Origin of the sequence: Mesorhizobium sp. M4B.F.Ca.ET.017.02.2.1, from assembly GCF_003998955.1 — a bacterium.
In the GTDB taxonomy this organism is placed as follows: Bacteria; Pseudomonadota; Alphaproteobacteria; order Rhizobiales; family Rhizobiaceae; genus Mesorhizobium; species Mesorhizobium abyssinicae.
Map to the genome: position 1 here is coordinate 1 of NZ_RZOF01000066.1, position 22234 is coordinate 22234.

At 66.0% G+C, this 22234-nt stretch carries 20 protein-coding genes; 13 read left to right on the plus strand and 7 right to left on the minus strand.

Annotated elements, in window-relative coordinates; all coding sequences use genetic code 11:
- On the minus strand, nt 1–948 hold a 948-nt coding region (locus EN738_RS11120), incomplete at its 3' end, for a VCBS domain-containing protein (protein ID WP_210214072.1).
- Nucleotides 949–1627: 679 nt separating this feature from the next.
- Nucleotides 1628–2425 carry an IclR family transcriptional regulator gene (locus EN738_RS11125; protein ID WP_127283714.1) on the minus strand — a complete coding sequence of 266 codons (798 nt, stop codon included), beginning with the start codon at nt 2423–2425 and terminating at the stop codon, nt 1628–1630.
- Nucleotides 2426–2662: 237 nt separating this feature from the next.
- On the opposite strand from EN738_RS11125, the gene EN738_RS11130 reads away from it, so the two are divergent.
- The 4 genes from EN738_RS11130 to EN738_RS11145 are packed head-to-tail and all read left to right on the plus strand — an operon-like array spanning nt 2663 to nt 7172.
- The gene (locus EN738_RS11130; protein WP_127283715.1) at nt 2663–3715 is read left to right on the plus strand and encodes an ABC transporter substrate-binding protein; all 1053 of its coding nucleotides are present in this window, start codon (nt 2663–2665) and stop codon (nt 3713–3715) included.
- 18 nt (nt 3716–3733) lie between these two features.
- A complete protein-coding gene (locus EN738_RS11135) occupies nt 3734–5242 on the plus strand; it encodes a sugar ABC transporter ATP-binding protein (RefSeq protein WP_127283716.1) in 1509 nt (502 codons plus the stop codon).
- Nucleotides 5239–6204 carry an ABC transporter permease gene (locus EN738_RS11140; protein WP_127283717.1) on the plus strand — a complete coding sequence of 322 codons (966 nt, stop codon included), beginning with the start codon at nt 5239–5241 and terminating at the stop codon, nt 6202–6204. Before EN738_RS11135 ends, EN738_RS11140 begins: the two co-directional genes overlap by 4 nt.
- Nucleotides 6201–7172 carry an ABC transporter permease gene (locus EN738_RS11145; protein ID WP_127283718.1) on the plus strand — a complete coding sequence of 324 codons (972 nt, stop codon included), beginning with the start codon at nt 6201–6203 and terminating at the stop codon, nt 7170–7172. The genes EN738_RS11140 and EN738_RS11145 overlap by 4 nt, the downstream gene beginning before the upstream one ends.
- Here EN738_RS11145 and EN738_RS11150 read toward each other — a convergent pair.
- A complete protein-coding gene (locus EN738_RS11150; RefSeq protein ID WP_127283719.1) occupies nt 7146–8087 on the minus strand; it encodes an amidohydrolase family protein in 942 nt (313 codons plus the stop codon). The two genes, EN738_RS11145 and EN738_RS11150, sit on opposite strands and share 27 nt — an antisense overlap.
- A gap of 77 nt (nt 8088–8164) precedes the next feature.
- Here EN738_RS11150 and EN738_RS11155 point away from each other — a divergent pair, with 77 nt between their 5' ends.
- The 9 genes from EN738_RS11155 to msuE all read left to right on the plus strand — a co-directional run bounded on the left by EN738_RS11155 (nt 8165) and on the right by msuE (nt 18886).
- Nucleotides 8165–9487 (plus strand): alanine racemase, encoded by a 1323-nt coding sequence (locus EN738_RS11155; RefSeq protein WP_127283720.1) that lies wholly within the window; start codon nt 8165–8167, stop codon nt 9485–9487.
- Between the two features lie 37 nt (nt 9488–9524).
- Nucleotides 9525–9869 carry a RidA family protein gene (locus tag EN738_RS11160; RefSeq protein WP_127283721.1) on the plus strand — a complete coding sequence of 115 codons (345 nt, stop codon included), beginning with the start codon at nt 9525–9527 and terminating at the stop codon, nt 9867–9869.
- A 10-nt stretch (nt 9870–9879) separates the two neighbouring features.
- Nucleotides 9880–10890, plus strand: coding sequence for a succinylglutamate desuccinylase/aspartoacylase family protein (locus EN738_RS11165; RefSeq protein WP_127283722.1), 1011 nt, complete (start codon nt 9880–9882; stop codon nt 10888–10890).
- 41 nt (nt 10891–10931) lie between these two features.
- Nucleotides 10932–12110, plus strand: a complete 1179-nt coding sequence (locus tag EN738_RS11170; RefSeq protein WP_127283723.1) for a hypothetical protein — start codon at nt 10932–10934, stop codon at nt 12108–12110.
- Between the two features lie 67 nt (nt 12111–12177).
- Nucleotides 12178–13239, plus strand: coding sequence for a glycosyltransferase family 4 protein (locus EN738_RS11175; protein ID WP_127283724.1), 1062 nt, complete (start codon nt 12178–12180; stop codon nt 13237–13239).
- A gap of 44 nt (nt 13240–13283) precedes the next feature.
- Nucleotides 13284–15446, plus strand: coding sequence for an amylo-alpha-1,6-glucosidase (locus EN738_RS11180; protein WP_127283725.1), 2163 nt, complete (start codon nt 13284–13286; stop codon nt 15444–15446).
- A 159-nt stretch (nt 15447–15605) separates the two neighbouring features.
- Nucleotides 15606–17387, plus strand: coding sequence for a trehalose-6-phosphate synthase (locus EN738_RS11185; RefSeq protein ID WP_127283726.1), 1782 nt, complete (start codon nt 15606–15608; stop codon nt 17385–17387).
- On the plus strand, nt 17384–18178 hold the full coding sequence (otsB, locus tag EN738_RS11190; RefSeq protein ID WP_127283727.1) for a trehalose-phosphatase: 795 nt from the start codon (nt 17384–17386) through the stop codon (nt 18176–18178). The genes EN738_RS11185 and otsB overlap by 4 nt, the downstream gene beginning before the upstream one ends.
- Before the next feature lie 147 nt (nt 18179–18325).
- The gene (gene msuE / locus EN738_RS11195; protein WP_127283728.1) at nt 18326–18886 is read left to right on the plus strand and encodes an FMN reductase; all 561 of its coding nucleotides are present in this window, start codon (nt 18326–18328) and stop codon (nt 18884–18886) included.
- A 16-nt stretch (nt 18887–18902) separates the two neighbouring features.
- Here msuE and EN738_RS11200 read toward each other — a convergent pair whose 3' ends face one another.
- The 4 genes from EN738_RS11200 to EN738_RS11215 all read right to left on the minus strand — a co-directional run.
- On the minus strand, nt 18903–19979 hold the full coding sequence (locus EN738_RS11200) for an ABC transporter ATP-binding protein (RefSeq protein ID WP_127283729.1): 1077 nt from the start codon (nt 19977–19979) through the stop codon (nt 18903–18905).
- Nucleotides 19976–20776, minus strand: a complete 801-nt coding sequence (locus EN738_RS11205; protein WP_127283730.1) for an ABC transporter permease — start codon at nt 20774–20776, stop codon at nt 19976–19978. The genes EN738_RS11200 and EN738_RS11205 overlap by 4 nt, the downstream gene beginning before the upstream one ends.
- A 1-nt stretch (nt 20777) precedes the next feature.
- Complete coding sequence (locus EN738_RS11210) at nt 20778–21638, minus strand: ABC transporter permease (RefSeq protein WP_127283731.1); 861 nt, start codon at nt 21636–21638, stop codon at nt 20778–20780.
- Nucleotides 21639–21705: 67 nt separating this feature from the next.
- On the minus strand, nt 21706–22234 hold a 529-nt coding region (locus EN738_RS11215; protein ID WP_127283732.1), incomplete at its 5' end, for an extracellular solute-binding protein.

Consider the following 22234-nt stretch of genomic DNA (forward strand, 5'->3'; position numbering starts at 1 on the left):
CAGGTTGCCGGCAACGATGCCGTCGGCGCCATTGTCCTCGGTGACGTCGTCGGTCGAGACGCCGCCGATCACCGCGCTGTCGTTGGTGCCATGGATGGTGACGGTGACGAGCTGGCTGTCGCTGCCGCCATGGCCGTCGTCGGCCGTGATCGTGTAGGTGAGGGTCAGCGTCTCGCCGGCGGCAAGAAAATCAAAGGCCTGGGGCGTCGAGTTGAAGGTCCAGGTCAGATTGTGGGTCTCGCCCGGATTGGCCGACAGCGATGCCGGCGACACCGTCAGCATGTTGATTACGGCGGCGCTGTTCAGTCCGCCGGTGGTGCCGCCGAGCGACACCGAGGTCACGCTCGCGCTCACCGTATCGGAAACATCTGCATCGTTCACCGTCAGCGTGCCGCTGGCGGTCAGGGGCGAATTGGTCTCGGTGAGCGACGCGGCGGCGCTGTCCGTGGTCACCAGATGGATGTCCGGCTTGTCGTTCGTGCCGGTGAACTGGATGGCGGCGGTGGCCCAGCTCAGCGTGCCGTTGCCGAGCTGGATGGCGTAGGTCACATAGTCGACAAGGACCTGTCCGGCGGCAAGCGACTGCAACAGTCCGTCGATGCTGGCCGTGCTGTAGTGGATCGTGCCGTCACTGGCTATCCAGATCTTGGCGCCCAGTTGGCTGGTGTCGGTGGTCCCGGCGGCTCCCGCGCTGTCGTTGGAGCTGGAGTATGTAATGTCCTTGGTCAGCAGGTCCGCCGGCGCATATGTCTTCGTCGCTGTCGAGGCACTGATGGTGTCGTCGATGGAGTAGAGAGTCTTGGCCGCGCCGCCCAGGTCGTTCGCCAGCACATTCAGAATCAGAATGCCAGTCGCATCTTCCGAATAGAGGAAGGTGTCATCCTTGGCCTGCGGTGTGTTGGAAAAAGACGTCGTGGTGCCGCCGGCACCGGTGACCTGAGTAGCCATTTTTCACCCCTGTTGTTTAACGACAGACGCCCCACCGCCTGTCGACCCCATTGAAAGACCAGCCGCTTCTTGACTGAAAATGTTGCACAGCCGGCGCGCAGATACCGGCAGACATCGATTGTATCAGCGCACCAGAGGGCCCCGATGCCGGCGCTGAGCTACGGCCAGCAAAATGCGTGGCCGGTCACAGGCGGGTGGTGGCTCAAATGGTGATGGCTGCGGCGAAAGCGATCGCCGCGCTGCGTCTCCCCAGCCCCTTTAGCGTCGCTTAACCCGTTGTTGCCGGTCGGGGGCCATTTTATTCGACGCTTATATTAGGGTATTATTAACCCTGTCAGCGAGGAGGCGTCAACATCCTGCTTGGCATAACAGTTAATATTACGGCCGCTACTCATTTCAGCGCATGGCCGCAGGACCGGTTGCGCGGCAATCGACGCATCCGGAAGATAGGCTGCGCCGGTAGAGACCCCGTGGTTCAGCTCCGCCTTGCCGCTCTTTTCCTCGTGCGGCCAAGAAGGCAGGGGCCGATGGCCCGGCGGCGTTGCCTGGCAGAGGCGCGTTTCGCAAAGCAGTCGCGGGCATCAGAATCCGATCAGGCCGCCGCCTTTCAGGCCAAGCATCCGGCGCTTCGGCCGCACCGCGATCTCGTGGCCGAACTCGGTGAGCCGGTCGGCGAGAGCTAGCTTCCCGCCAACGACAGGCCGCTGGCGCGTTCGCGCAGCAGGGCCAGCAACTCGCTTCGGCGCGCCTCGGGCGTGTCGACGGGCAGGACGAAACAGAGCGTCTTGTTGATGGCGCCGTGGCCGTCCTGGATCGGCGCGGCCATGCACCAGGTGAAGCGGTCAGCGAGTGCCGCGGTCTCGCTGAAGCCCTGCTGGCGCGCCAGTTCGACGTCGGCGAAGAATTCTTCCGCAGGAATGATCCGGCCGTCGGGCAGTTTGTAGTCGCCGGCGGGAATGAAGCTCTTCAGCTCTTCCTTGCCCATATGGCCGACCAGCAGACGTCCCGACGCCGTCCACGGAATCGGCACCTCGACGCCGACATCGCTGGAAATGCGGAACGGTCCGGGCGAATCGCGGCAGTCGAGGACGACGTATTTGTTGCCGCGCAGCCCACACATCTGAACCGTCTCGCCGGTCTCCGCCGCCATCCTGTCCAGCGTCTCCAGGATGCGCCGGTAATGCGCGTTGTGGTGCGAATAGGCCCAGCCGAACAGGTGCATCGCCCGGCCGAAATAGACATAGCCCTCGGTGCCGACAGTCTCGAGCATCTCGGCTTCGAGCAGGCGGTTGACGATCTCGTAGGTGGTCGAGCGCGGCGCACCGATCATCTTGGCGAGGTCGCCGACGCGCACCGGCGCGCGGTGCCTGAGCAGCGCCTCGAGCAGCATGATGACGCGGTCGATGCCACGGCGCCGCTCGCCACCTTGCGGTGACGCACCGCCAGCCTCGATCAGATCGGTCTTGCCATCGCTCATTTCAGCCGCCCGAAATCATTTTTAAGTCCTCGTCTCAAGACGCTTGAAAGAAGTCAAGGCTCGGTCTAGCATCCCTTCTGTCCGATATACAGACATGATGTCTGAAATACCGGACAGATTAACGAGCCGGACAGAGAAGTCCAGACGAAAAAACGGGCGGTTCCGCAACGCGGCAACCGGCGGGTTTTGTCGTCCCGACCCCGCGCGCCCGGACACAACCACTGAAGGGGAACAGTCATGATGAAATCGTCGTTTTTCGCATCCGCCAGCGCCCTTTGCCTCGGTCTCGTCCTGGCCCTGGGCGTAGGCTCGCAAGCCAATGCCGCCGCCAAATGCATCAAGGGCGACCGCAAGGCGCCGTACACGATCGGCTGGGCCAACATTTATTCGGTGCCGACCTGGATGAAGCAGACGCAGGGCACCATCGAGGCCGAGGTCGAGGCGCTGAAGAAGCAGGGTCTGGTCGACAAGCTGGTGGTGACCGACGCCCAGGGCGACGCCAACGTCCAGATCCAGCAGATCCAGTCGATGATCGATTCCAATGTCGACGCCATCATCCTGATTGCCGGTTCCTCGACCGCCCCGGCGCGCGTCATCGCCGACGCCTGCGCCAAGGGCATCGCCATCATCAATTTCGACAGCCTCGTCGACACCGACCAGGTGACCGCCAAGGTCAACACCGATTCCTCGCAGTGGGGCGACCAGGCCGCCAAATTCCTGATCGACGCCATCGGCGGCAAGGGCAAAATCCTGATCCTCAACGGCCCGGCCGGCGTCTCGGTCAGCGACGACCGCCGCAAGGGCGCCGATGCCGAGCTCAAGGCGCATCCCGATGTGAAGGTCCTGGCCGAGACCAACACGCCCTACAATGTCGCACCGGCGCAGGAAGCCGTCACCAGCCTGCTGTTCGCCAATCCCGAGATCGACGGCATCCTGTCGCTTGGCGGCGCGCTGTCGGCGGGCGCGGTGCTGGCGCTCGACAAGCAGGGCCGCGACCAGGTGCCGATCACCGGCGAGAACGCGCGCCAGTTCCTCGAACTGTGGAAGGAAAAGGGCCTGAAGAGCTGGGCCACCATGCAGCCGAACTGGCTCGGCGCCTTCGCCACCTACACCGCTGTCCAGGCGCTTGAAGGCAAGGACGTGCCGGCCTTCGTCAAGATCCCGCTGCCGGTGATCGACAATTCCAACATCGACGAATACCTCGCCAGGGCCAAGGATTTCCCGGCTGACGGCTACATCTATTCGCCCTACGATGAGGAGCTGTTCAAGAAGCTGCTGGCGCAGAAATAAGCCGGAAGGGTTGTAGCATTGACAACCAGGGCTCCGCTCCTTGCCGCGCGGGGGGTGTCGAAGGCTTTCTTCGGCAACCCCGTCCTGCGCGAGGTTTCGATCGCTCTCCAGCCCGGCCGCGTGCATGCGCTGCTCGGCGAGAACGGCGCCGGAAAGTCGACGCTGATCAACCTTCTGTCCGGCGCGCTGCGCCCGGACGGTGGGACGATCGAGGTCGACGGGCGCGCCGTCGCGCGCATGACGCCGGCGCTGGCGCGGCAGGCGGGCATTGCCGTCGTGCAGCAGGAACTCAGCCTGACGGCCAGCCTTTCGATTGCCGAGAACATCGGCCTCGGCGCCTATCCGAAGCGCTTCGGCCTGGTCGACTACAATGAGCTCGCCGCCCGGGCCAGGGCGGCGTGCGGCCTCGTCGGGCTGCACGAGCCGCTGTCGACGCCGGTCGGGCATCTGCCGCTCGGGCGCCGGCAGATGGTGGAGATCGCCAAGGCGCTCTACCGCCGGCCGCGCGTGCTGATCCTTGACGAGCCCACCTCGTCGCTGTCGGCGACGGAAACGAAAATCCTGACAGACCTTCTTGAACGGTTGCGTCGGGAAGGCATCGCCATCCTCTATATCTCGCACCGGCTGAACGAAGTGATGGCGCTCTGCCAGCATGTCACGGTGCTGAAGGACGGCACCTGCACGGCGGACCGCTCGCTGGACGGAACCGATGCCGCCGGGCTGGTGCGGCTGATGGTCGGCCGCGACCCCGGCGATCTCTTTCCCAGGTGGCAGCCTTCCGCGTCGACGGCCACGGCGATCTCGGTCCGCAACTTCTCGGCCGGCCTGATGCGCGACGTCGATCTCGACATCAGGACGGGCGAGGTGCTGGGCATCGGCGGCCTGGTTGGGCAGGGGCAGGAGGATCTGCTGCTCGGCCTCTACGGCGCCATTCCGGCAAGGACGGCTTCGGCGAGCGTCAATGGCGCGTCGGGCCTGCCCGGGGGCGTGCCGAAGGCCAATGCGCTCGGCCTCGCCTATGTGCCGGCCGACCGCAAGCGCGAGGGACTGCATCTGATCCACCTGATCATCACCAACATGATGCTGCCTGCTTTCGCGCGACTGCCGGCGCTGAAGCTGCGCAGCCGCCTGGCTGAGCGCAAGACGGCAAAGGGCCTTGCCGCGCAGCTTGCCATCAAGGGCGATCTCGAACGGCCGGCGCAGGCGCTTTCCGGCGGCAACCAGCAGAAAGTGGCGCTGGCGAAATGGATGCCGCACGATCCGCTGGTCCTGCTGCTCAACGACCCGACGCGCGGCGTCGATGTCGAGACCAAGCGCGAGATCTATTTGATGCTGCGCGCCTTCGCCGCCGCCGGCAAGGCCGTCGTACTGCTCAGCTCCGACACGCCGGAATTGGTGCATCTGTGCGACCGCGTGGCGGTGGTGCGGGAAGGCCGCATCGTCGCCACCCTCGAGCGCGCGGCGCTGAGCGAAGAAGCCATCGTGTCGGCGGCGATGGGCGCCGAGAAGCAGAAGGTCGCGGCATGAGCATTTCTTCCTCCGCGAAACCTGCCGGCTCGCTCTACTGGCCGGTGCAAGCGCGCCGCAACATCGGCGTGCGCAGCCTGTTCGTCGTCGTGCTGGCGTTTCTCATCGCCTACGGCGTGCTGTTCCCCGGTCTGTTCACGGCCTCCGGCTTCGCCAAATTCACCCAGAGCTGGTTTCCGCTGGCGCTGGTGGCGATGGCGCAGGCGATCCTCATGCTCGCCGGCGGCATCAGCCTGGCGATCGGCGCCACCGTCAGCCTCGGCGCCGTCATCGCCGCGACCACCATGGCCGGGCCGCTCGGCGTCGCCGGCGGCGCTGCTGCCGTTGCAGTGGCCGGACTCGGCATCGGGGCCGTCACCGGCTTCATCGTGGTGCGGCTTCGCCTGCCGGCGATCGTGGTGACGCTCGCCGGCTCCTTCATCATCGGCGGGGCCGCGCTGCTGGTCCTGCCGCGGCCAGGTGGCGCCATCCCGGAATGGCTCTCCGACCTGCTGGCCGGCGATACCCCCGCAGCCTTCGTGCTTCTGGTGATGATTGTCCTGCTGTGGAAGCTCTATCTGGCGACGCCGCTGGGATTGAGCCTCTATGCCGCCGGCGAGAATCCGGTCGGCGCCTATCGGTCCGGCGTGCCGGTCGATATGGCGCGCGTCGCCGCCTATGCGATCAGCGGCCTGCTCTCGACCAGCGCCGGCCTCTTCGTCGCGGCGCAGACGGGCTCGGGCGATCCGGTGATCGGCAACGCCTTCACGCTCAACTCCATCGCCGCCGCCGTGCTCGGCGGCATCGGCTTCCTCGGCGGGCAGGGCACCATGCGCGGCGCGCTGGCCGGCAGCCTGCTGCTCAGCCTGATGATCAGCGTCATGTTCTTCCTCGGCTTCACGCCGGTGGCGCAGTATGTCGCGCAGGGGCTGATCATCATCGGCGCCGTCGCCATCCCGCAATTTCGCAAGGTGCAGCCATGACAGCCTGGAACGACAGCGCGGGCGGCAGGCGCGCCGTGGCGATCCTGAAGAGCCGGCCTTTCCTTACCGTCGCCATCGTCGCGGCGGTCTGGATCGGCGCGAGCTTCGCCTCGCGTGGCTTCGGCGCCTATGGCCATCTGCGCTATCTGGTCGAACTTGGCGCCGTGATCGGCCTGGTCGCTGCGGGCCAGACCTTCGTCGTGATCGCCGGCGGCATCGATCTTTCCGTCGCGGCGATCGTCACCGTCAGCGCCATCAGCCTGCCGTTGCTGTCATGGCAGGCCGATCCGACCGGCCTTGCGCCGGTCCTCGCGGTGGTTGCGCTGACCACAATGATCGGCCTGGTCAATGGACTTGGCGTCGCGCTGCTGCGCGTTCATCCGATGATCATGACGCTGGCCATGGCGACCTTCCTGCAGGGTCTGCTGATCATCATTGCGGGCGGCAGCGCCGTTACGGCCGAAAACCCGCTCGTCCATTGGCTCGGCAATGCGCGGCCGGCCGGGATTCCCGCGGGCATTCTGCTCTGGGTGGCCGTTTCCGCGATCGTGCTGACGGTCATGCACGCCACGCCTTTCGGCGCGCGCATCTTCGCCATGGGCGCCAATCCGCTTGCCGCTACCCTGTCCGGCGTGCCGGTAACGTTGACGACGCTTGCCGTCTACGGCATCAGCGGCTTCACCGCGGGGCTCGCCGGCGTGCTTGTGCTCGGCATGAACGGACAGGGCTATGTCGGGATCGGCGATCCCTACCTGCTTGCCTCGATCGCGGCGGTGGTGCTCGGCGGCACGTCCATTCTCGGCGGGCTCGGCACCTATGCCGGGACCATTCCCGGCGCGATCCTGCTGGTGACGATCACCGCGCTGATCACCGTCGTCAACGCATCGCCCGGCTGGCGCAGCATCCTGTTCGGCTCGCTGATCCTCGGCCTGCTGCTTCTCTCAGGCAGGGAGCAGGCCCGCCGATGACAATTCGTCCAGCCGGTAGATGCGCCTTGCGGTGTCGAAAAACAGCGCCGCCTGCTCGTCCGCGGAAAGGCCAGCCGAAATGGCTTTGAAGCTGTCATACACCTCATCGAACGAGGCATGCAGGCCGGCGACGGGAAAGTCGGAACCGAACATGGCGCGCTTCGTGCCGAAGCAGTCGATGCAGTGCAGGACCACCGGCCGCAGGCTGTCGAGCGTCCAGTCATGATCGTAGGCGACGAGGTCGGAGATCTTGACGGCGACGTTGTCGCGCTGCGCCAGCAGGCGCAGCCCGTCGCGCCACCTGCGCATGCCGTCGGCGTCACGGTCGATCGGGCTGCCGCAATGGTTGAGGACGAATTGCTGGTCCGGAAACGCCGCGGCGAGGCGAGCGGCGTCAGCCAGTTGGCGCGGGAACACCATCAGGTCGAAGGAGAGACCGTAGCGCCCGAGCAGCTTCAGTCCGGAGCGCCAGGCCGGATCGTCCATGATGCCGTCGCGGGCGGCGAAGCGGCGCGCCGGATCAGGATCCCAGCTCAGAATGTCGCGGACGCCGACGACGCGGTCGAACGCGGCCTGCGCCTCGAACAGCGCCGGCGCCTGCCGGCTGGCCAGCGGCACATGGACGACATAGCGTGCAGGGATGCCCCGCGACTTGCCGAGCGTCTCCAGCCAGCGCGTCTCGCCCACGCAGTCGTCGGTGGCCCAGCCGGCTTCGACATGCACGCTGGCGACGACATCGTGCCGGCCGGCGTCGCGGAGGTAATCGTCGGGAAGATAGTTGCGACGCAACGGGCCAAGCTCGCCGAGGCCGCCGCGTTCGCCGGCCGTGGCGTTCAGCCAGGGGTGCCGGCCGAGGCCGAGGTCCCAGAGATGATGATGGGCGTCGATGATCGGTCCGGAGTAGGGGGCTGGCACGCGTTTCTCGCAGGCTGTGGGGAGCGCCGGCAATCGGTCAGGCCCTCGTTTGGCGATGGCGCAAGAGGTAGCATTCGATGAGCGAGAACACATCGGCTCCGCCGCTTGCCGTGCATGAAAATTTTTGGCTCGACGACCGCATTCGCGGCGTGCCGCCCGGCACGGCCGCGCTAGACAGCAGCCATGTCGGACTGCAAGGCTGGCATCCTGCTGGTGGCCGCATGTCGCTGCCTTTGCTGACGCTCGACGAGGCCGCCTTCGCGTCAAATCGCGACCTGTTCCTGCGCTATGTCCGTGGGCATGGCGCAGAGATCGCGCCGCATGCCAAGACGCCGATGGCGCCCGATCTTGCTCGGTCACTGGTCCAGGCTGGCGCGTGGGGCACCACGGTCGCCGACATCAGGCAGGCCACGGTGATGCTCAAGGCCGGATTGACGCGGCTGATCATCGCCAACGAGGTCGGCGGCACGGGCGGCGCGAGCCGGCTCGCGGCGCTCGCCGCTGCCTGGCCGAGCGCCGACTTCTATGTCTTCGCCGACTCGGTCGCCGCCGTGAACGCGCTGGCGCAGGCCTGGCTCGCCAATGCTGCGCTTGCTCCGTTGCGCGTGCTGGTCGAGCTTGGCGCGGCGAGGGCAGGTGCGCGAAGCACCGCCGAGGCCGAGGCGATCGCCGATGCGATCGCGGCGACCGGCGGACGCTTGCTGATCGCAGGCGTTGCGACCTATGAAGGGGCAGCCGCGCAGCCCGATCCGGTGCGCACCGACGAGGTCGTCTCGGCGCTGCTGGCGAATGTCGGCGACATGTTCCTCAGGCTGCGCGCCCGTGTCGGCGGCGAGGCGCCGCTGATCATGACGGCCGGTGGTTCGGTCTTCTTCGACAAGGTGGTCGCGGCGCTTTCGCCGCTTGCCGCGAAGGACGGCAACGCGAGGCTGGTGCTGCGCAGCGGCGCCATCTTCTTCCACGACCATGGCGTCTACGACCGATCGCTGGGCGCGGTCGATGCCCGCAACGGTTTTGCCGTCGATGGCGCCGGCGCTTCGGCGCGGCGTTCGTTCCGCCCGGCGCTGCGCATCTGGGCGGAGGTGCTGTCGCGGCCGGAGACCGGTCTCGCCATCTGCGGCATGGGCATGCGCGACGTCTCGTTCGACCAGGGCTTCCCGAAGCCGCTCACGGTCTATCGCGGCGGCCAGTCGCTTGCGGTGCCGCTAAGAGGCGAGGTCGTGAAACTCAACGACCAGCACGCCTTCCTGTCGCTTCAGCCGGACGATGACATCGCCGTCGGCGACGTCATCGAATTCGGCATTTCGCATCCTTGCACCTGCCTCGACCGCTACCGCGTCATCTTCGGCGTCGATGGGAGCGGGCATGTGACGCACGCCTTCCCGACCTATTTCGGCTGACCAGGGCCACAAGAAGAGAACCTCGAAAGGATCCGACATGATCAAATACTTCCAGTCTGGCTCCCGAATGTCGCAGGCCGTCGTCTATGGGGGCATGGTGCACATAGCAGGACAGGTCGCCAACGACCGCAAGGCCGGGATCGAGGCGCAGACCAGCGATGTGCTGGCCAAGATCGAGTCGCTGCTCATCGAAGCCGGCAGCAGCAAGTCGAAGCTCGTAGCGGTCAACATCTTCCTGCCGCAGATCGGCGACTTCGATGCGATGAACAAGATCTACGATGCCTGGGTGGACCCAACGCGGCTGCCTGCCCGCGCCTGCGTCGAGGCGCGGCTGGCCGATCCGGACCTGCGCATCGAGGTCACGGCGGTCGCGGCTGTCTGAGGGGGGAGCCATGCATACCGGCCTCGTCCATACGCTCGATTTCGACCGCGACGGCAAGACGCTCGCGCACTTGAGCATTCCGTTCTCGATCGACCGCTCGCCCTATTTCCAGGTCAAGGTGCCGATCTGCCTGATCCGCAACGGCGAAGGCCCGTCGCTGCTTTTGATGGCCGGCAATCACGGCGACGAATATGAGGGCGAGTTGTCGTTGGCCAAGCTTGTGCGCAGGCTCGATCCCAAGCGGATCAGGGGTCGCGTCACCATCCTGCCGATGGCGAACGCGCCGGCGGTGATGGCCGCCAAGCGCTGCTCGCCGCTCGACGGCGGCGACCTCAACCGCGCCTTTCCGGGCGATCCCTCGGGCACGCCGACCAGCCGGCTGGCCATTTTCCCCGAGACCAAGCTGTTTTCCCGCCACGACGTCGTCTTCGACATCCATTCCGGCGGCACCTCGATGGAGCATCTGCCGACGGCGTTGGTCGAACGCAATGCCGAGCCCGAGCGCCACCGGCGCGGCTTCGAATTGATGCGCACGCTCGGCATGCCCTATGGCTTCATTGCCGACAATGGCACAGCCTCGCCAACCTCGATGGGTGCCGCGCGCCGGGCCGGCGCCGTCGGTGTCAGCGGCGAGTTCGGCGGCGGCGGCACGGCGACGGTGGATTCCATGGCGCTCACCGCGCGCGCACTCGACAGGCTGATGGTGGCGCTGGGCGTGGTCGAGGCCCCTGTGCTCGCGCCGGATGCCAAGGCTGCCGCTCCAACGCGCCTGCTTTCGCTATCCCGCCACAGTCAGGGCATTTATGCGACGCGGCGCGGCTGGTTCGAGCCCGCCGTCAGGCTCGGTGACAGCGTGAGCGCTGGACAATTGGCCGGCTGGTATCACGACCTCGAACGGCTTGATGTCGACGAGGAAGCCTTGCATTTCGCCGAGAGCGGCATCGTGCTGTCGCGCCGGCTGCACACGATGTGCGAGGCTGGCGACTGTCTGATGCAGGTGGCCGAGCCGGTCGAAGGCTGAAGACCGAGGCTCCTGGCCTCACTACGAACTCGAGGATCAGCATGCAGCTATCGATGTGGACCTATCCCTGGGACATCCAGGATCTCGGCCTTGAGACGGTCGAACGCGATCTAACCCAGCGCGCGGGACTGAACATGATCAGCCTCGCCACGTCCTACCATGCCGGGCGGTTCCTGCAGCCGCGCAGCCCGCGCCGGAAGGCCTACTTTCCGGAGGACGGCACCATCTACTTCCAGCCGACGGCGGCGCGCTGGGCCGACCTTGCCATCCAGCCCAAGGTGGCCGATGTGATCGGCGAAGGCGGCGACGTGCTCGGCCAGCTCGTGCGCCGTCGCGAGGCGGGCCGGCCTGGGGTCTCGTGCTGGACAGTTTGCCTGCACAACACCCGCCTCGGCATGCTTCACCCCGAGGCCGTCACCCGCAACGCCTTCGGCGATGCCAACTACTACAATCTCTGTCCCTCGCATCCGGACGCGCGCGCCTATGTCCGCGCGCTGGTCGCGGATATCTCGCACGGCTACAGGCCGGACAGGATCGAGCTCGAGAGCCCATCCTTCATGGGCTTTGCGCATGAGTACCATCACGAAAAAGATGGTGTCGGCCTGACGCCGGAGGACGATTTCCTGCTGTCGCTGTGCTTCTGCCCATCCTGCCTGGATCGCGCCGCCAAGGCCGGTGTCGATGGCGAGCCGGCGCGAAAGCTGGTCAGGCAATGGATCGCCGAGGCCTGCGAGCGCGCCGTGCCCGAGCGGCGCTTTCCCGACTTTCCGGCAAGCGGGCTCGATACCTTCCTGCCGTGGCCGGAACTTCACGCCTATCTCGCCTGGCGCTTCGAGCCGGTGACCAGCCTGGTCGCCGAGCTGCGCGAGGTGGCGCACCCGTCAACCAGGGTCGTCATCATCGATCTGAAGGAGGGCTGGCTCGGCGGCTGCGATCTCGCCGCGCTCGGCAAGGTCTGCGATGGGGCGATCCTGTGCGCCTATGACATGCAGGCGGGCGATGTCGCTGGACTGCTCGAAGCCGGACGCGCGGCGCTCGGCCCGGAAAAGTTCCTCGGCACCGGCTACCGGCTCTTTTATCCGGAGATGGCCGGCGCGGACGTGCTCGCTGCCAAGGTGAAGCCGGGGAGGGCGCCCGGCGTCGACGGCATCAACTTCTACAATTACGGCCTCGTTCCCGCCGCGCGGCTCGACTGGGTCGGCGCGGCGCTGTCAGCTTGAGAAGCGGAACCCGGAACGATCTGCCGGCTGATGCATTTTGGCCCTGTGCCAATCAGCTGGAGACATCATGCGAATTGCCCATGTCGCGCCGCTCTATGAGTCCGTGCCGCCGAAACTCTATGGCGGCACCGAGCGGATCGTCTCCTACCTGACGGAAGCGCTGGTGGCGCTGGGGCACGAGGTGACGCTGTTCGCCAGCGGCGACAGCCGCACCTCCGCGAGGTTCATCCCTGGCCGGGAATGCGCGCTTCGCCTCGACCCGCGCCCGAAGAAATCGGAGATAGCAGCGCATCTGGCGATGCTGGCCGAGGTCCGCGAGCGAGCGCACGAGTTCGACCTCATCCACTTCCATCTCAGCCATTTCCTGCATTTTCCCTTCTTCGCGGATATGGCCGGACGGACGGTGACGACGCCGCATGGCAGGCTGGACTATGTCGATCTGGCGCCCGCCTACCGGCGCTTCCCGCGCTTTCCGATGATCTCCATCTCGCGCAGCCAGAGAGCGGGGCTGGCCGAGGCCAACTGGCTGGCGACGATCCACCACGGATTGCCGATCGATATCTACCGGCCCGCTTTCGAGTCGACGAAGGAGGAACCGTACCTTGCCTTTCTTGGTCGGCTTTCGCGCGACAAGCGGCCTGACCGCGCCATCGAGATCGCGCGCCGCTCGGGGTTGAAGCTGAAGCTGGCGGCCAAGATCGGCGACGACGACCGCGCCTATTTCCATGACGAGATCGAGCCGCTGATCGACGGTGACCGCGTCGACTATGTCGGCGAGATCGCCGAGCACGAGAAGGCCGACTTCCTCGGCAAGGCGGCCGGCCTGCTGTTCCCCATCGATTGGCCGGAGCCGTTCGGCCTTGCCCCGATCGAGGCGATGGCCTGCGGCACGCCGTCGATTGCCTGGAATCGCGGCGCCTTGCCGGAGATCATCGACCAGGGCGTGACTGGATTTGTCGTGGAGTCGATGGACGAGGCGATCGAGGCAGTGCCGGCGCTGCTTCGGCTGGACCGTCGAAAGGTCAGGGCGGCCTTCGAAAAGCGCTTTTCCGCCACCAGAATGGCTCGCGACTATGCAGCGGCCTATGCGCGCCTCATCGGCGGTTCAGCCGAAGCGAAGGCGTCGTGAGAGGCGCAGCCTGATCCGGGGGCGAAACAAACGGGAAGAAACCGATGACAGAGCTCGACGAGCGCAAGCTTGATCCCGCCGTTGCCCTTGCCTCGCTGGACGAGACCGCGCCGCGCGAACCGCACCGGCTGTTCGCGCTGAAGCAGGGCGACTGCTTCGTGGTGGCCGATGCCTATGGCGACATCAGGGGCGCAGGTGACGGCTTCTTCCGCGACGACACGCGCGTGCTTTCGGAGTTCCGGCTGACCGTCGGCGGCCGGCAGACCTCGCTGCTCGGCGCCTCGCTCAGCCAGGACAATGTGCTGTTCACCAGCAACCTCACCAATCTGCCGATCCAGAGCGCCGGCGGGCGAGACATTTCACAAGGTGCAATCCATGTCGAGCGCGTCAGGCTGATCTGGCAAGACCGGCTGTTCGAGCGCATCACGCTTTCCAATTACAGCCAGGAGACGTCGGCGATCCGCGTTTCGCTGCACTTTGCCGCCGACTTCCGCGACATGTTCGAAGTGCGCGGCTCGACACGGGCAAAGCGGGGCACCGCGCACGCGGCCAAGATCGATGCGACGTCGGTGCTGCTTCGCTATGACGGGCTGGACGGGCTGGCGCGCCTGTCGGCGATATCGTTCTCTCAGGCGCCCGATCAACTGACGGACAGCCGCGCCGATTTCCTCGTCGCGGTGACCAAGCGTTCCAGCAAGGTGCTCTATGTCGAGGTCGGTTCGGAGGTTGTCGAGACCCCGGATCGCGATCGCTTCCGCGCCGCAGCGGCCCGCGCCCGTTTCGGGATGCGGGCAAAGCGCCGCCACGGCGCCACGGTGCACAGTTCGGGCCGCGTCTTCAACGACTGGGTCGAGCGCGCCCGCGCCGATGTGGCGCTGCTCACCACCGAACTCGCGACAGGGCCCTATCCCTATGCCGGCATCCCCTGGTTTTCGACGGCATTCGGCCGCGACGGGGTGATCTCGGCACTGCAGATGCTCTGGCTCAACCCCGGTCTGGCGCGCGGCGTGCTTGCCTTCCTCGCCCAGCACCAGGCGACCGAGACGTCGCCGTTCAGCGATTCACAGCCGGGCAAGATCATGCACGAAACCCGCAAGGGCGAGATGGCGGCGCTGCGCGAGCTTCCCTTCGGGCGTTACTATGGCGGCGTCGACACCACGCCGCTCTACATCCATCTCGCCTGCGCCTATGCGGAGCGCACCGGCGACATGGACTTCATCGACACGCTGTGGCCGTCGCTCAAGGCCGCGGCCGAATGGACTGAAGAGGCGAGCCGGGAGACCGGGTTCGTCACCTATCAGCGCGCTGCCGAATCCGGCCTCGCCAACCAGGGCTGGAAGGACAGTTTCGACTCCGTCTTCCATGCCGACGGCCGCATCCCCAAAGGACCAATCGCGCTGGTCGAGGTGCAGGGCTACGTCTTTGCCGCGTTCCGGGGGCTGGCGGCGCTGGCACGGCGCCGGGGCGGATATGCGGAGGCCGAGCACTGGGAGGAACGGGCCGAGGAAATACGGATCGCGGTCGAGCGCGATTTCTGGGTGGACGACCTGAATTTCTATGCGCTGGCGATCGACGGCGCCGGTGAGCCCTGCAAGGTGCGGACGTCGAATGCCGGGCATCTTCTGTTTGTCGGGTTGCCCCAGCCCGAGCGGGCAAAGCTGGTCGCCGACCAATTGCTTTCGGCTCCCTTCCATTCGGGCTGGGGCCTGAGGACGCTTGCCGACGACGCCGTGTTCTTCAACCCGATGTCCTATCACAACGGTTCGATTTGGCCGCATGACACCGCCATCTGCGGCGTCGGCCTGGCGCGCTATGGCGAGCGCGAAAGCGTGGTGCGGCTGATGAGCGGCACGTTCGAGTCCGCCGTGCATTTCAACATGCGGCTGCCGGAACTGTTCTGCGGCTTCACCCGCGCGCCGGGCGAGGCGCCCATCGCCTATCCCGTCGCCTGCCTGCCGCAAGCCTGGTCGGCCGGCTCCGCCTTCATGCTGATGCAGGCCTGCCTCGGCCTGGAAATCGATGGGTGGGAGGGCGAGGTCCGCGTCACGCGGCCAAGGCTGCCGATCGGCATCGACATGCTTACACTTCGGCACCTGACCGTCGGCGACCGGGCGGTCGACCTGACATTCCAACGCGTCGGCGACCGGGTCGTCGCCTTCCTTGCCGACCGGCATGAGGGGTTGGTGCCGCTCATCGTGCGAACTTAGCCAAGGGTTCGCTCGCCGCCTGACAAATGTCGGAACCGATGGTCCGTTTGTGCGTTGCACAATCACACCGGACGCGCGGCAGTCTGTTCCGTCGCCCGGCAAGGTGTCGAAAACAAGAAGAATGAGGCCTGCGGCGGCCGGTGGCAAATTGGCGTATCAATGACTGATCAAGGCATCGACTTGCTGTGGAGCCTGCTCCTGGTAAGTCTTGGACTTTCCGCTCTTGCGGTGTTTTTTTCCATATCCCGACATCGACGCAATTCCACGCCTGCGACCGTGCACGTCGCTGGCGAGGACGTGGCTTCCGAAGCGGCGCGCAAAGTACTTCGGGAATTCGAGAAGAACGGCCAGTCGGTCGACGCGGCGCTGGTGACATGGTCGCCCGAAACCTTACGCAAGATCCTTCACGAGGACCTGCCGGAGGCGCAGGTGATCGTGGTTTCCAACCGCGAGCCTTACATCCACAACACCAAGGGCGACGGCGTCGAACTCGTCGTGCCGGCGAGTGGGCTGGTTTCGGCGATGGAGCCGATCACGCGCGCCTGCGCCGGCACCTGGATCGCCTATGGCGGCGGCACGGCGGACCGCCAGATGGTCGACGGTGACGACCGGGTGCAGGTGCCGCCCGACAAACCGTCCTACACCCTGCGCAGGGTGTGGCTCACCGAGGAGGAATATCAGGGCTACTATCTCGGCTTCGCCAATGAAGGTCTCTGGCCGCTCTGCCATATCGCTTTCACAAGGCCGATCTTCCGCGAGTCGGACTGGGACGCCTACGAGGCGGTCAACCGCAAGTTCGCCGACACCGTGGTCGCCGAGGCGCGCAACGAGCGGCCGATCGTGCTGGTCCAGGACTATCACTTCGCGCTTCTGCCGCGCATGATCCGCGAGCGCCTGCCCGAGGCGATCGTCATCACCTTCTGGCACATTCCGTGGCCGAACTCGGAAGTCTACAGCATCTGCCCGTGGCGGGAGCGTATCCTGGACGGGCTGCTCGGCAGTTCGATCATCGGTTTCCATACCCAGTTCCACGCCAACAATTTCACCGAAAGCGTCGACCGCTTCCTCGAAAGCCGGATCGAACGGGCGGACGCCGCCATTTCCTACGGCGGCCAGACGACGCTGGTGCACGCCTATCCGATCTCCATCGAATGGCCCCTGCAGCTTCTGGCCAAGCTGCCCGATGTCGCTGAGTGCCGTGCGCGCGTCCGCGACCGGTTCGGGCTGCCGGCGGATGCGAAGCTGTGCATCGGCGTCGAGCGCCTCGACTACACCAAGGGCATTCTCGATCGCTTTCATGCGCTGGAGGAATTGTTCACCAGGCATCCCGAGCTGATCGGCAAGGTCGTGTTCCTGCAGATTGCGGCTCCCAGCAGGGGCACGCTGCCTGCCTACAGGCAATTGTACGACGAATGCATGCGCTATGCCGACGACCTCAACCTGCGTTATGGCGCAGACGGCTATCGGCCGGTCGTCATCGTGGCCGAGCATCATTCGCAAAAGGCGGTCTACGAGATCTACCGCGCCGCCGATATCTGCATGGTCACCAGCCTGCATGACGGCATGAACCTGGTCGCCAAGGAATTCGTCGCAGCGCGCGACGACGAGCAAGGCGTGCTTCTGCTCTCGACCTTTGCCGGCGCCTCGCGCGAGTTGCTGGAAGCACTGATCGTCAACCCCTACGACGCGGCGATGATGAGCGCGGCCCTCTCGCAGGCGCTGACCATGTCGGCCGAGGAGCAGCGCGAGCGGATGCGTAGGATGCGCGAGATCGTGCGCGACAACAATGTCTACCGCTGGGCCGGAAGCATGCTTCTGGACGCGGCGCGCCTGCGCAAGCGCGGCGAGCTCGACCGCGTCACGGCCAGCGCCGAGCGCCTGGCCACCCCCGACAACGTCGTCCCCATCTTCGAACGCAAACAGGTAGCCGGACTCCGATGAATCTTCAGCCAGAGTTGACGCCACGCCTCCCCGAAGGCCGATGGGCGTTGTTCCTCGACATTGACGGCACCTTGCTGGAGCACGCCGCCCATCCGGACGCCGTGTCGGTCAGCGAGGAGCTTCGCCTTCTGCTGCAGACGATCGAGCGCCGGCTGGACGGCGCGCTTGCCTTCATCACCGGCCGCTCGGTCGCGGCGGTCGACCGACTGTTCGATCCGCTGAAGCTGCGCACTGCTGGTCTCTACGGACTGGAGCACAGACTTGCCCCTGGCGGCCCTGTCGAGGCCGCTGACGAACCGGCGGACATGGCGGCGCTCGCCGACGAGATCGAGCTGGAGCTGGCGAGCCAGGCCGTCTATGTCGAGCGCAAGGGCCCGGTGCTCGCCGTCCATACGCGCGCCGCGCCGCATCTGCTTGCGCGGGCGACGAAGCTCGTCGAGCAGGCTCTGGACCGGCTGCCGAAGGGATATCGTGTGATCGCCGGCAATGCCGGGGTCGAGCTGATGCCGCTCGAGGCGGCCAAGGGTGCCGCCATCAGGAGGTTCATGGACATTCCACCCTTTGCCGGGCGACGGCCGGTTTTCCTCGGCGACGACACATCCGATGAAAACGGCTTCGAGACGACCAATGCCGCGGGCGGGATATCCATCCGGATCAAGCCTCGGGGACCAACGGCGGCACGCCATGTCATTGCCGATGTCACCGGCGCGATCGGCTGGCTTCAGGACAATTTCGGCGATCTCGCCATCGAGACTGGCCGGGGCGAAGCCCGACGCAGCCGCGGACCATGAGCTGGCTGTCGCCAATAGGCCTGGTCGTGGAAAAATTGTTCGGGACCGGCGCCGCCGAAAGCCGATTGTTCCTTTTATCGGGCCCTGAAGTCTATCAAACTTGTAGACATTAACGCGAACCCATCCGCGGCGTGAAGGTGCCTGAGCATGCCCAATCCCACCGTTGTCGGCTTTTCCGGCAATTTCACCCGACCCTCCAAGACCCGGGGCTTTGTCGAACAGGTCGTGAAGGATATTGCCCGTCAGCATGGCCTGTCGGCCAGCACCTATGATGTGGAGGATCTCGGCCCGTCGCTCGGCCAGGCGAAATGGGCGCGCGATCTCGACGAGCCGGCCCGCGCCATTCTCGACAAAGTCATCAATGCCGATGTGCTGGTGGTCGGCTCGCCGACCTACAAGGGCAGCTATACCGGCCTGTTCAAGCACTTCTTCGACCTGATCGATCCGGCCGCCCTGCGCGGCAAGCCTGTGGTGCTTCTGGCGACCGGCGGCGGCGAACGGCATGCGCTGATCGTCGAGCACCAGTTGCGGCCGCTGTTCGGCTTCTTCGAGGCGCTTGCCCTGTCGACGGCGGTCTATGCCACCGACAAGGATTTCGCCGACGGCGTGCTGCGCTCCGAGCCGATCCTGAAGCGCGTCGCGCAGGCGGTGGGCGAAGTCGGGCTGGTGCTTGCCAATCGCTCCGGGGCGAGTGTCGCCGCGGAATAGGGGCACGCCAGAGCAATCAGGCGGTAAACAGGAATGCGGCGGCCGGGTCGAAAAAGGCCTGCCGTCGGCTTGCCGTCGCATCGTGCGACGCCATGGCCGACGATGTCGGCCTGATGTCGATCTCCTGCCCGGCGGCGGTGCGCGCGACGATGCGGCGGCGCTCGCCGTAGAAGGCGACATCGACGATCTCGACGGCAAGCTCGGCGCTTCTCGGACCACGCTCCAGGCGAAACGCTTCCGGCCGGATCATCAGCCTGGCCTTTTGTCCGCTGCCGAAGCTGCCATTGGCGTTGATGCCTGAGAGCACCGAGCCGTCGGCAAGCCGGATGGTCGCGGCGCCGCCGACGGTTTCCAGATGCTCGGCGGCCAAAAAATTCGAATTGCCGATGAAGCCGGCAACGAAATCGGTCGCGGGCCGAAGGTAGAGATCCTCGCCGGTGCCGATCTGCTCGATGCGGCCATCCCTGAACAGCGCGATGCGGTCGGACAGATGCAGCGCCTCCTCCTGGTCATGGGTGACATAGAGGATGGTGACGCCGGTCTCGCGGTGGATGCGGCGTATTTCGGCCTGAATCTCCTCGCGCAGTTTCTTGTCGAGGGCCGAAAGCGGCTCGTCCATCAGGAGGATCGGCGGATCGTAGGCCAGCGCGCGGGCAAGCGCGACGCGCTGCTGCTGGCCGCCGGACAGCGCGCCGGGAAGCCGTTCGGCGAAACTTTCGAGCCGCACCAGCGAGAGCATGTCGGCGACCTTGCGCTTGACCTCGGCGTCGGGCCGGCGGCGGACGCGAAGTGGGAAGGCGACGTTTTCGGCGACGCTCAGATGCGGAAACAGCGTGTAGCGCTGGAAGACCATGCCGATGTTGCGCTTGTGCGAGGGCACCGCAAGCAGCGACTTTCCCTGCAACCGGACATCGCCGGAGGTCGGGTCCTGGAAGCCGGCGATCGCATAGAGCGTCGTCGATTTTCCCGAACCTGACGGGCCGAGGAAGGTCAGGAATTCGCCTTTGGGGATCTCCAGCGTCACGTCATGAACGGCGACGAAGGCGCCGAAAGCCTTGCGCAATTTGCGGATCGACAGGAAAGGCTCGGTCATGTCGGCAACTTTCGGCGCAAGAGTGCCGTCACCACCATGAGGGCGAGCGTGAGCCCGACCAGCAGGCTGGAGGCGGCGGCGATGACGGGAGTGAGGTCGGAGCGGAGGCTGCCCCAGATCTTGACCGGCAAGGTCTGCAGGGTGGGGCTCGCCATGAAGATCGCCACGACCACCTCGTCCCAGGAGGCGAGGAAGGAGAAGATCGCGGCGGAGAAGATGCCGATGCGGATCGACGGCAAGGTGATCCTGAGCTTGGCCTCAAGTGGGCTGGCGCCGCAGACGATGGCCGCGTCCTCGATCGACTTGTCGAATCCTTCGAGCGCGGTGGCAATCGGGATGATGGCGAAGGGGAGCGCCAGCACGGTGTGGGCGATGACGAAGCCGACCGTGGTGCCGCCGAGGCCAAGGCGCAGGAAGAAGGCGTAGATGGCGATGGCGAAGACGACCACCGGCAGCACCATCGGCGTCAGCAGCAGCCCGCGCAGCATCTCGCGCCCACGGAACTCACCACGAACCAGCGCGAATGAGGCAAGCAGGCCGACGGCGACGGCAAGGATTGCCGTCAGGGCGGCGATGCGGGCGCTGGTGAGCGCCGCCTCGATCCAGGACGGGTCGGCGAACAGCTCCTGATACCATTTCAGCGTCCAGCCGGGCGGCGGGAAGGCCAGCCAGCGCGACGAGCCGAAGGAGAGCAGCACGATGAAGACAACAGGCAGAAGCAGGAAGGCGGCGACCAAAGCGGTGAAGGCGAGCAGCGCAGCCTTCAGCCAGCCCAGGCGGTCATAGTCGAGCAGCATCTCAGGCGCCTCCCGCGGGTCGCTTCGAGCCGACAAGGCGCAGTTGCAGCGCGTAGAGCGCCATGGTGACGACCAGCAGGATGAAGGCGGCGGCGCTGCCGAGGCCCCAGTTGAGCAGCGACTGGATCATCTGCGCGATCATCTCGGCAAGCATCATGTTCGACGTGCCGCCGAGCAGCGCCGGCGTGACGAAATAGCCGAGCGACATGACGAAGACCATCAGCCCGCCGGCGGCGATGCCGGGAAGCGAGAGCGGCAACAGGATGCGGCGGAACGCGGCGAGCGGGCTGGCGCCGCAAAGCGCTGCCGCGCGCAGCGTCATCGGGTCGATCGCGCGCAAGGTGCCGACCAAAGGCAGGATCATGAACGGCAGCATGATGTAGACCATGCCGATGGTGACGCCGGTGAGGTTGTTGATGAGCGGCAGCGGCTGGTCGGTGATGCCGATGGCCATCAGCGCCCGGTTGATCACGCCGGTGCGCTGCAAGAGCACCATCCAGGCATAGGTGCGGGTCAAGAGGTTGGTCCACATCGACAGGATGATGATGCCGAACAGGAGCGAGGCGAGGGCCGGCGGCATGATCGCCAGCATCCAGGCCACCGGAAAGGCGACGAGAACGGTGACGACGGTGACGACGAAGGCGACCAGGAATGTGTTGAAGAACACCCTCGCGTAGGTGCCGTCGCCGAGCAGCGCAGCGTAATTCTGCAGGCCGGGAGCCGGATCGGTGACGCTGCGCAGGAGCAGCGCCAGCACCGGCACGACGAAGAAGAGCCCGATCAGAGTCAGCGCCGGCAGCAGGCCGGCGAGGCCTGTCGGAAGACGCATTCTGGCGATGCTTTGCTCAATTTCCACCGACATAGCGGTATCCCGGGTTGCGAAGCGGGACGGCGGAAGCCGTCCCGCTTCTGTCACGAGAAGGCGGGCGTTATTTCGCCTGCCAGGCGTACCAGCGCGTGGCGATCTCGTCGCGATGCTCGGCCCAGTAGTTCATGTCGAGGTTGATCTGGCCGTCGACATGGGCGTCGGGCAGACCCTTGACCACGTCGGCGGGCATCTCGGCCTTGGCCTTGGTGTTGATGGGCGCATAGCCGCTCGCCTCGGCGAACTTCGCCTGGCCGGTGGCGCTGCTCGCCGCGGCGAGGAACTTCATCGCCGTGTCCTTGTTCTTGGCGCCCTTCGGCACCACCAGAACGTCGGCGGCGGTCAGGTTCTGGTTCCAGGACACGCCGACATCGGCGCCGTCCTTCTCCAGCGCGAAGACGCGGCCGTTCCAGAGCTGGCCGAAGGCGGCTTCGCCGGAGGCGATCAGCTGCTGCGATTCAGCGCCGCCGCCCCACCAGACGATGTCGGACTTGATGGTGTCGAGCTTCTTGAAGGCGCGGTCGAGGTCAAGCGGACAGAGCTTGTCGGCCGGCACGCCGTCGGCGAGCAGCGCGATCTCGATGACGCCGGGC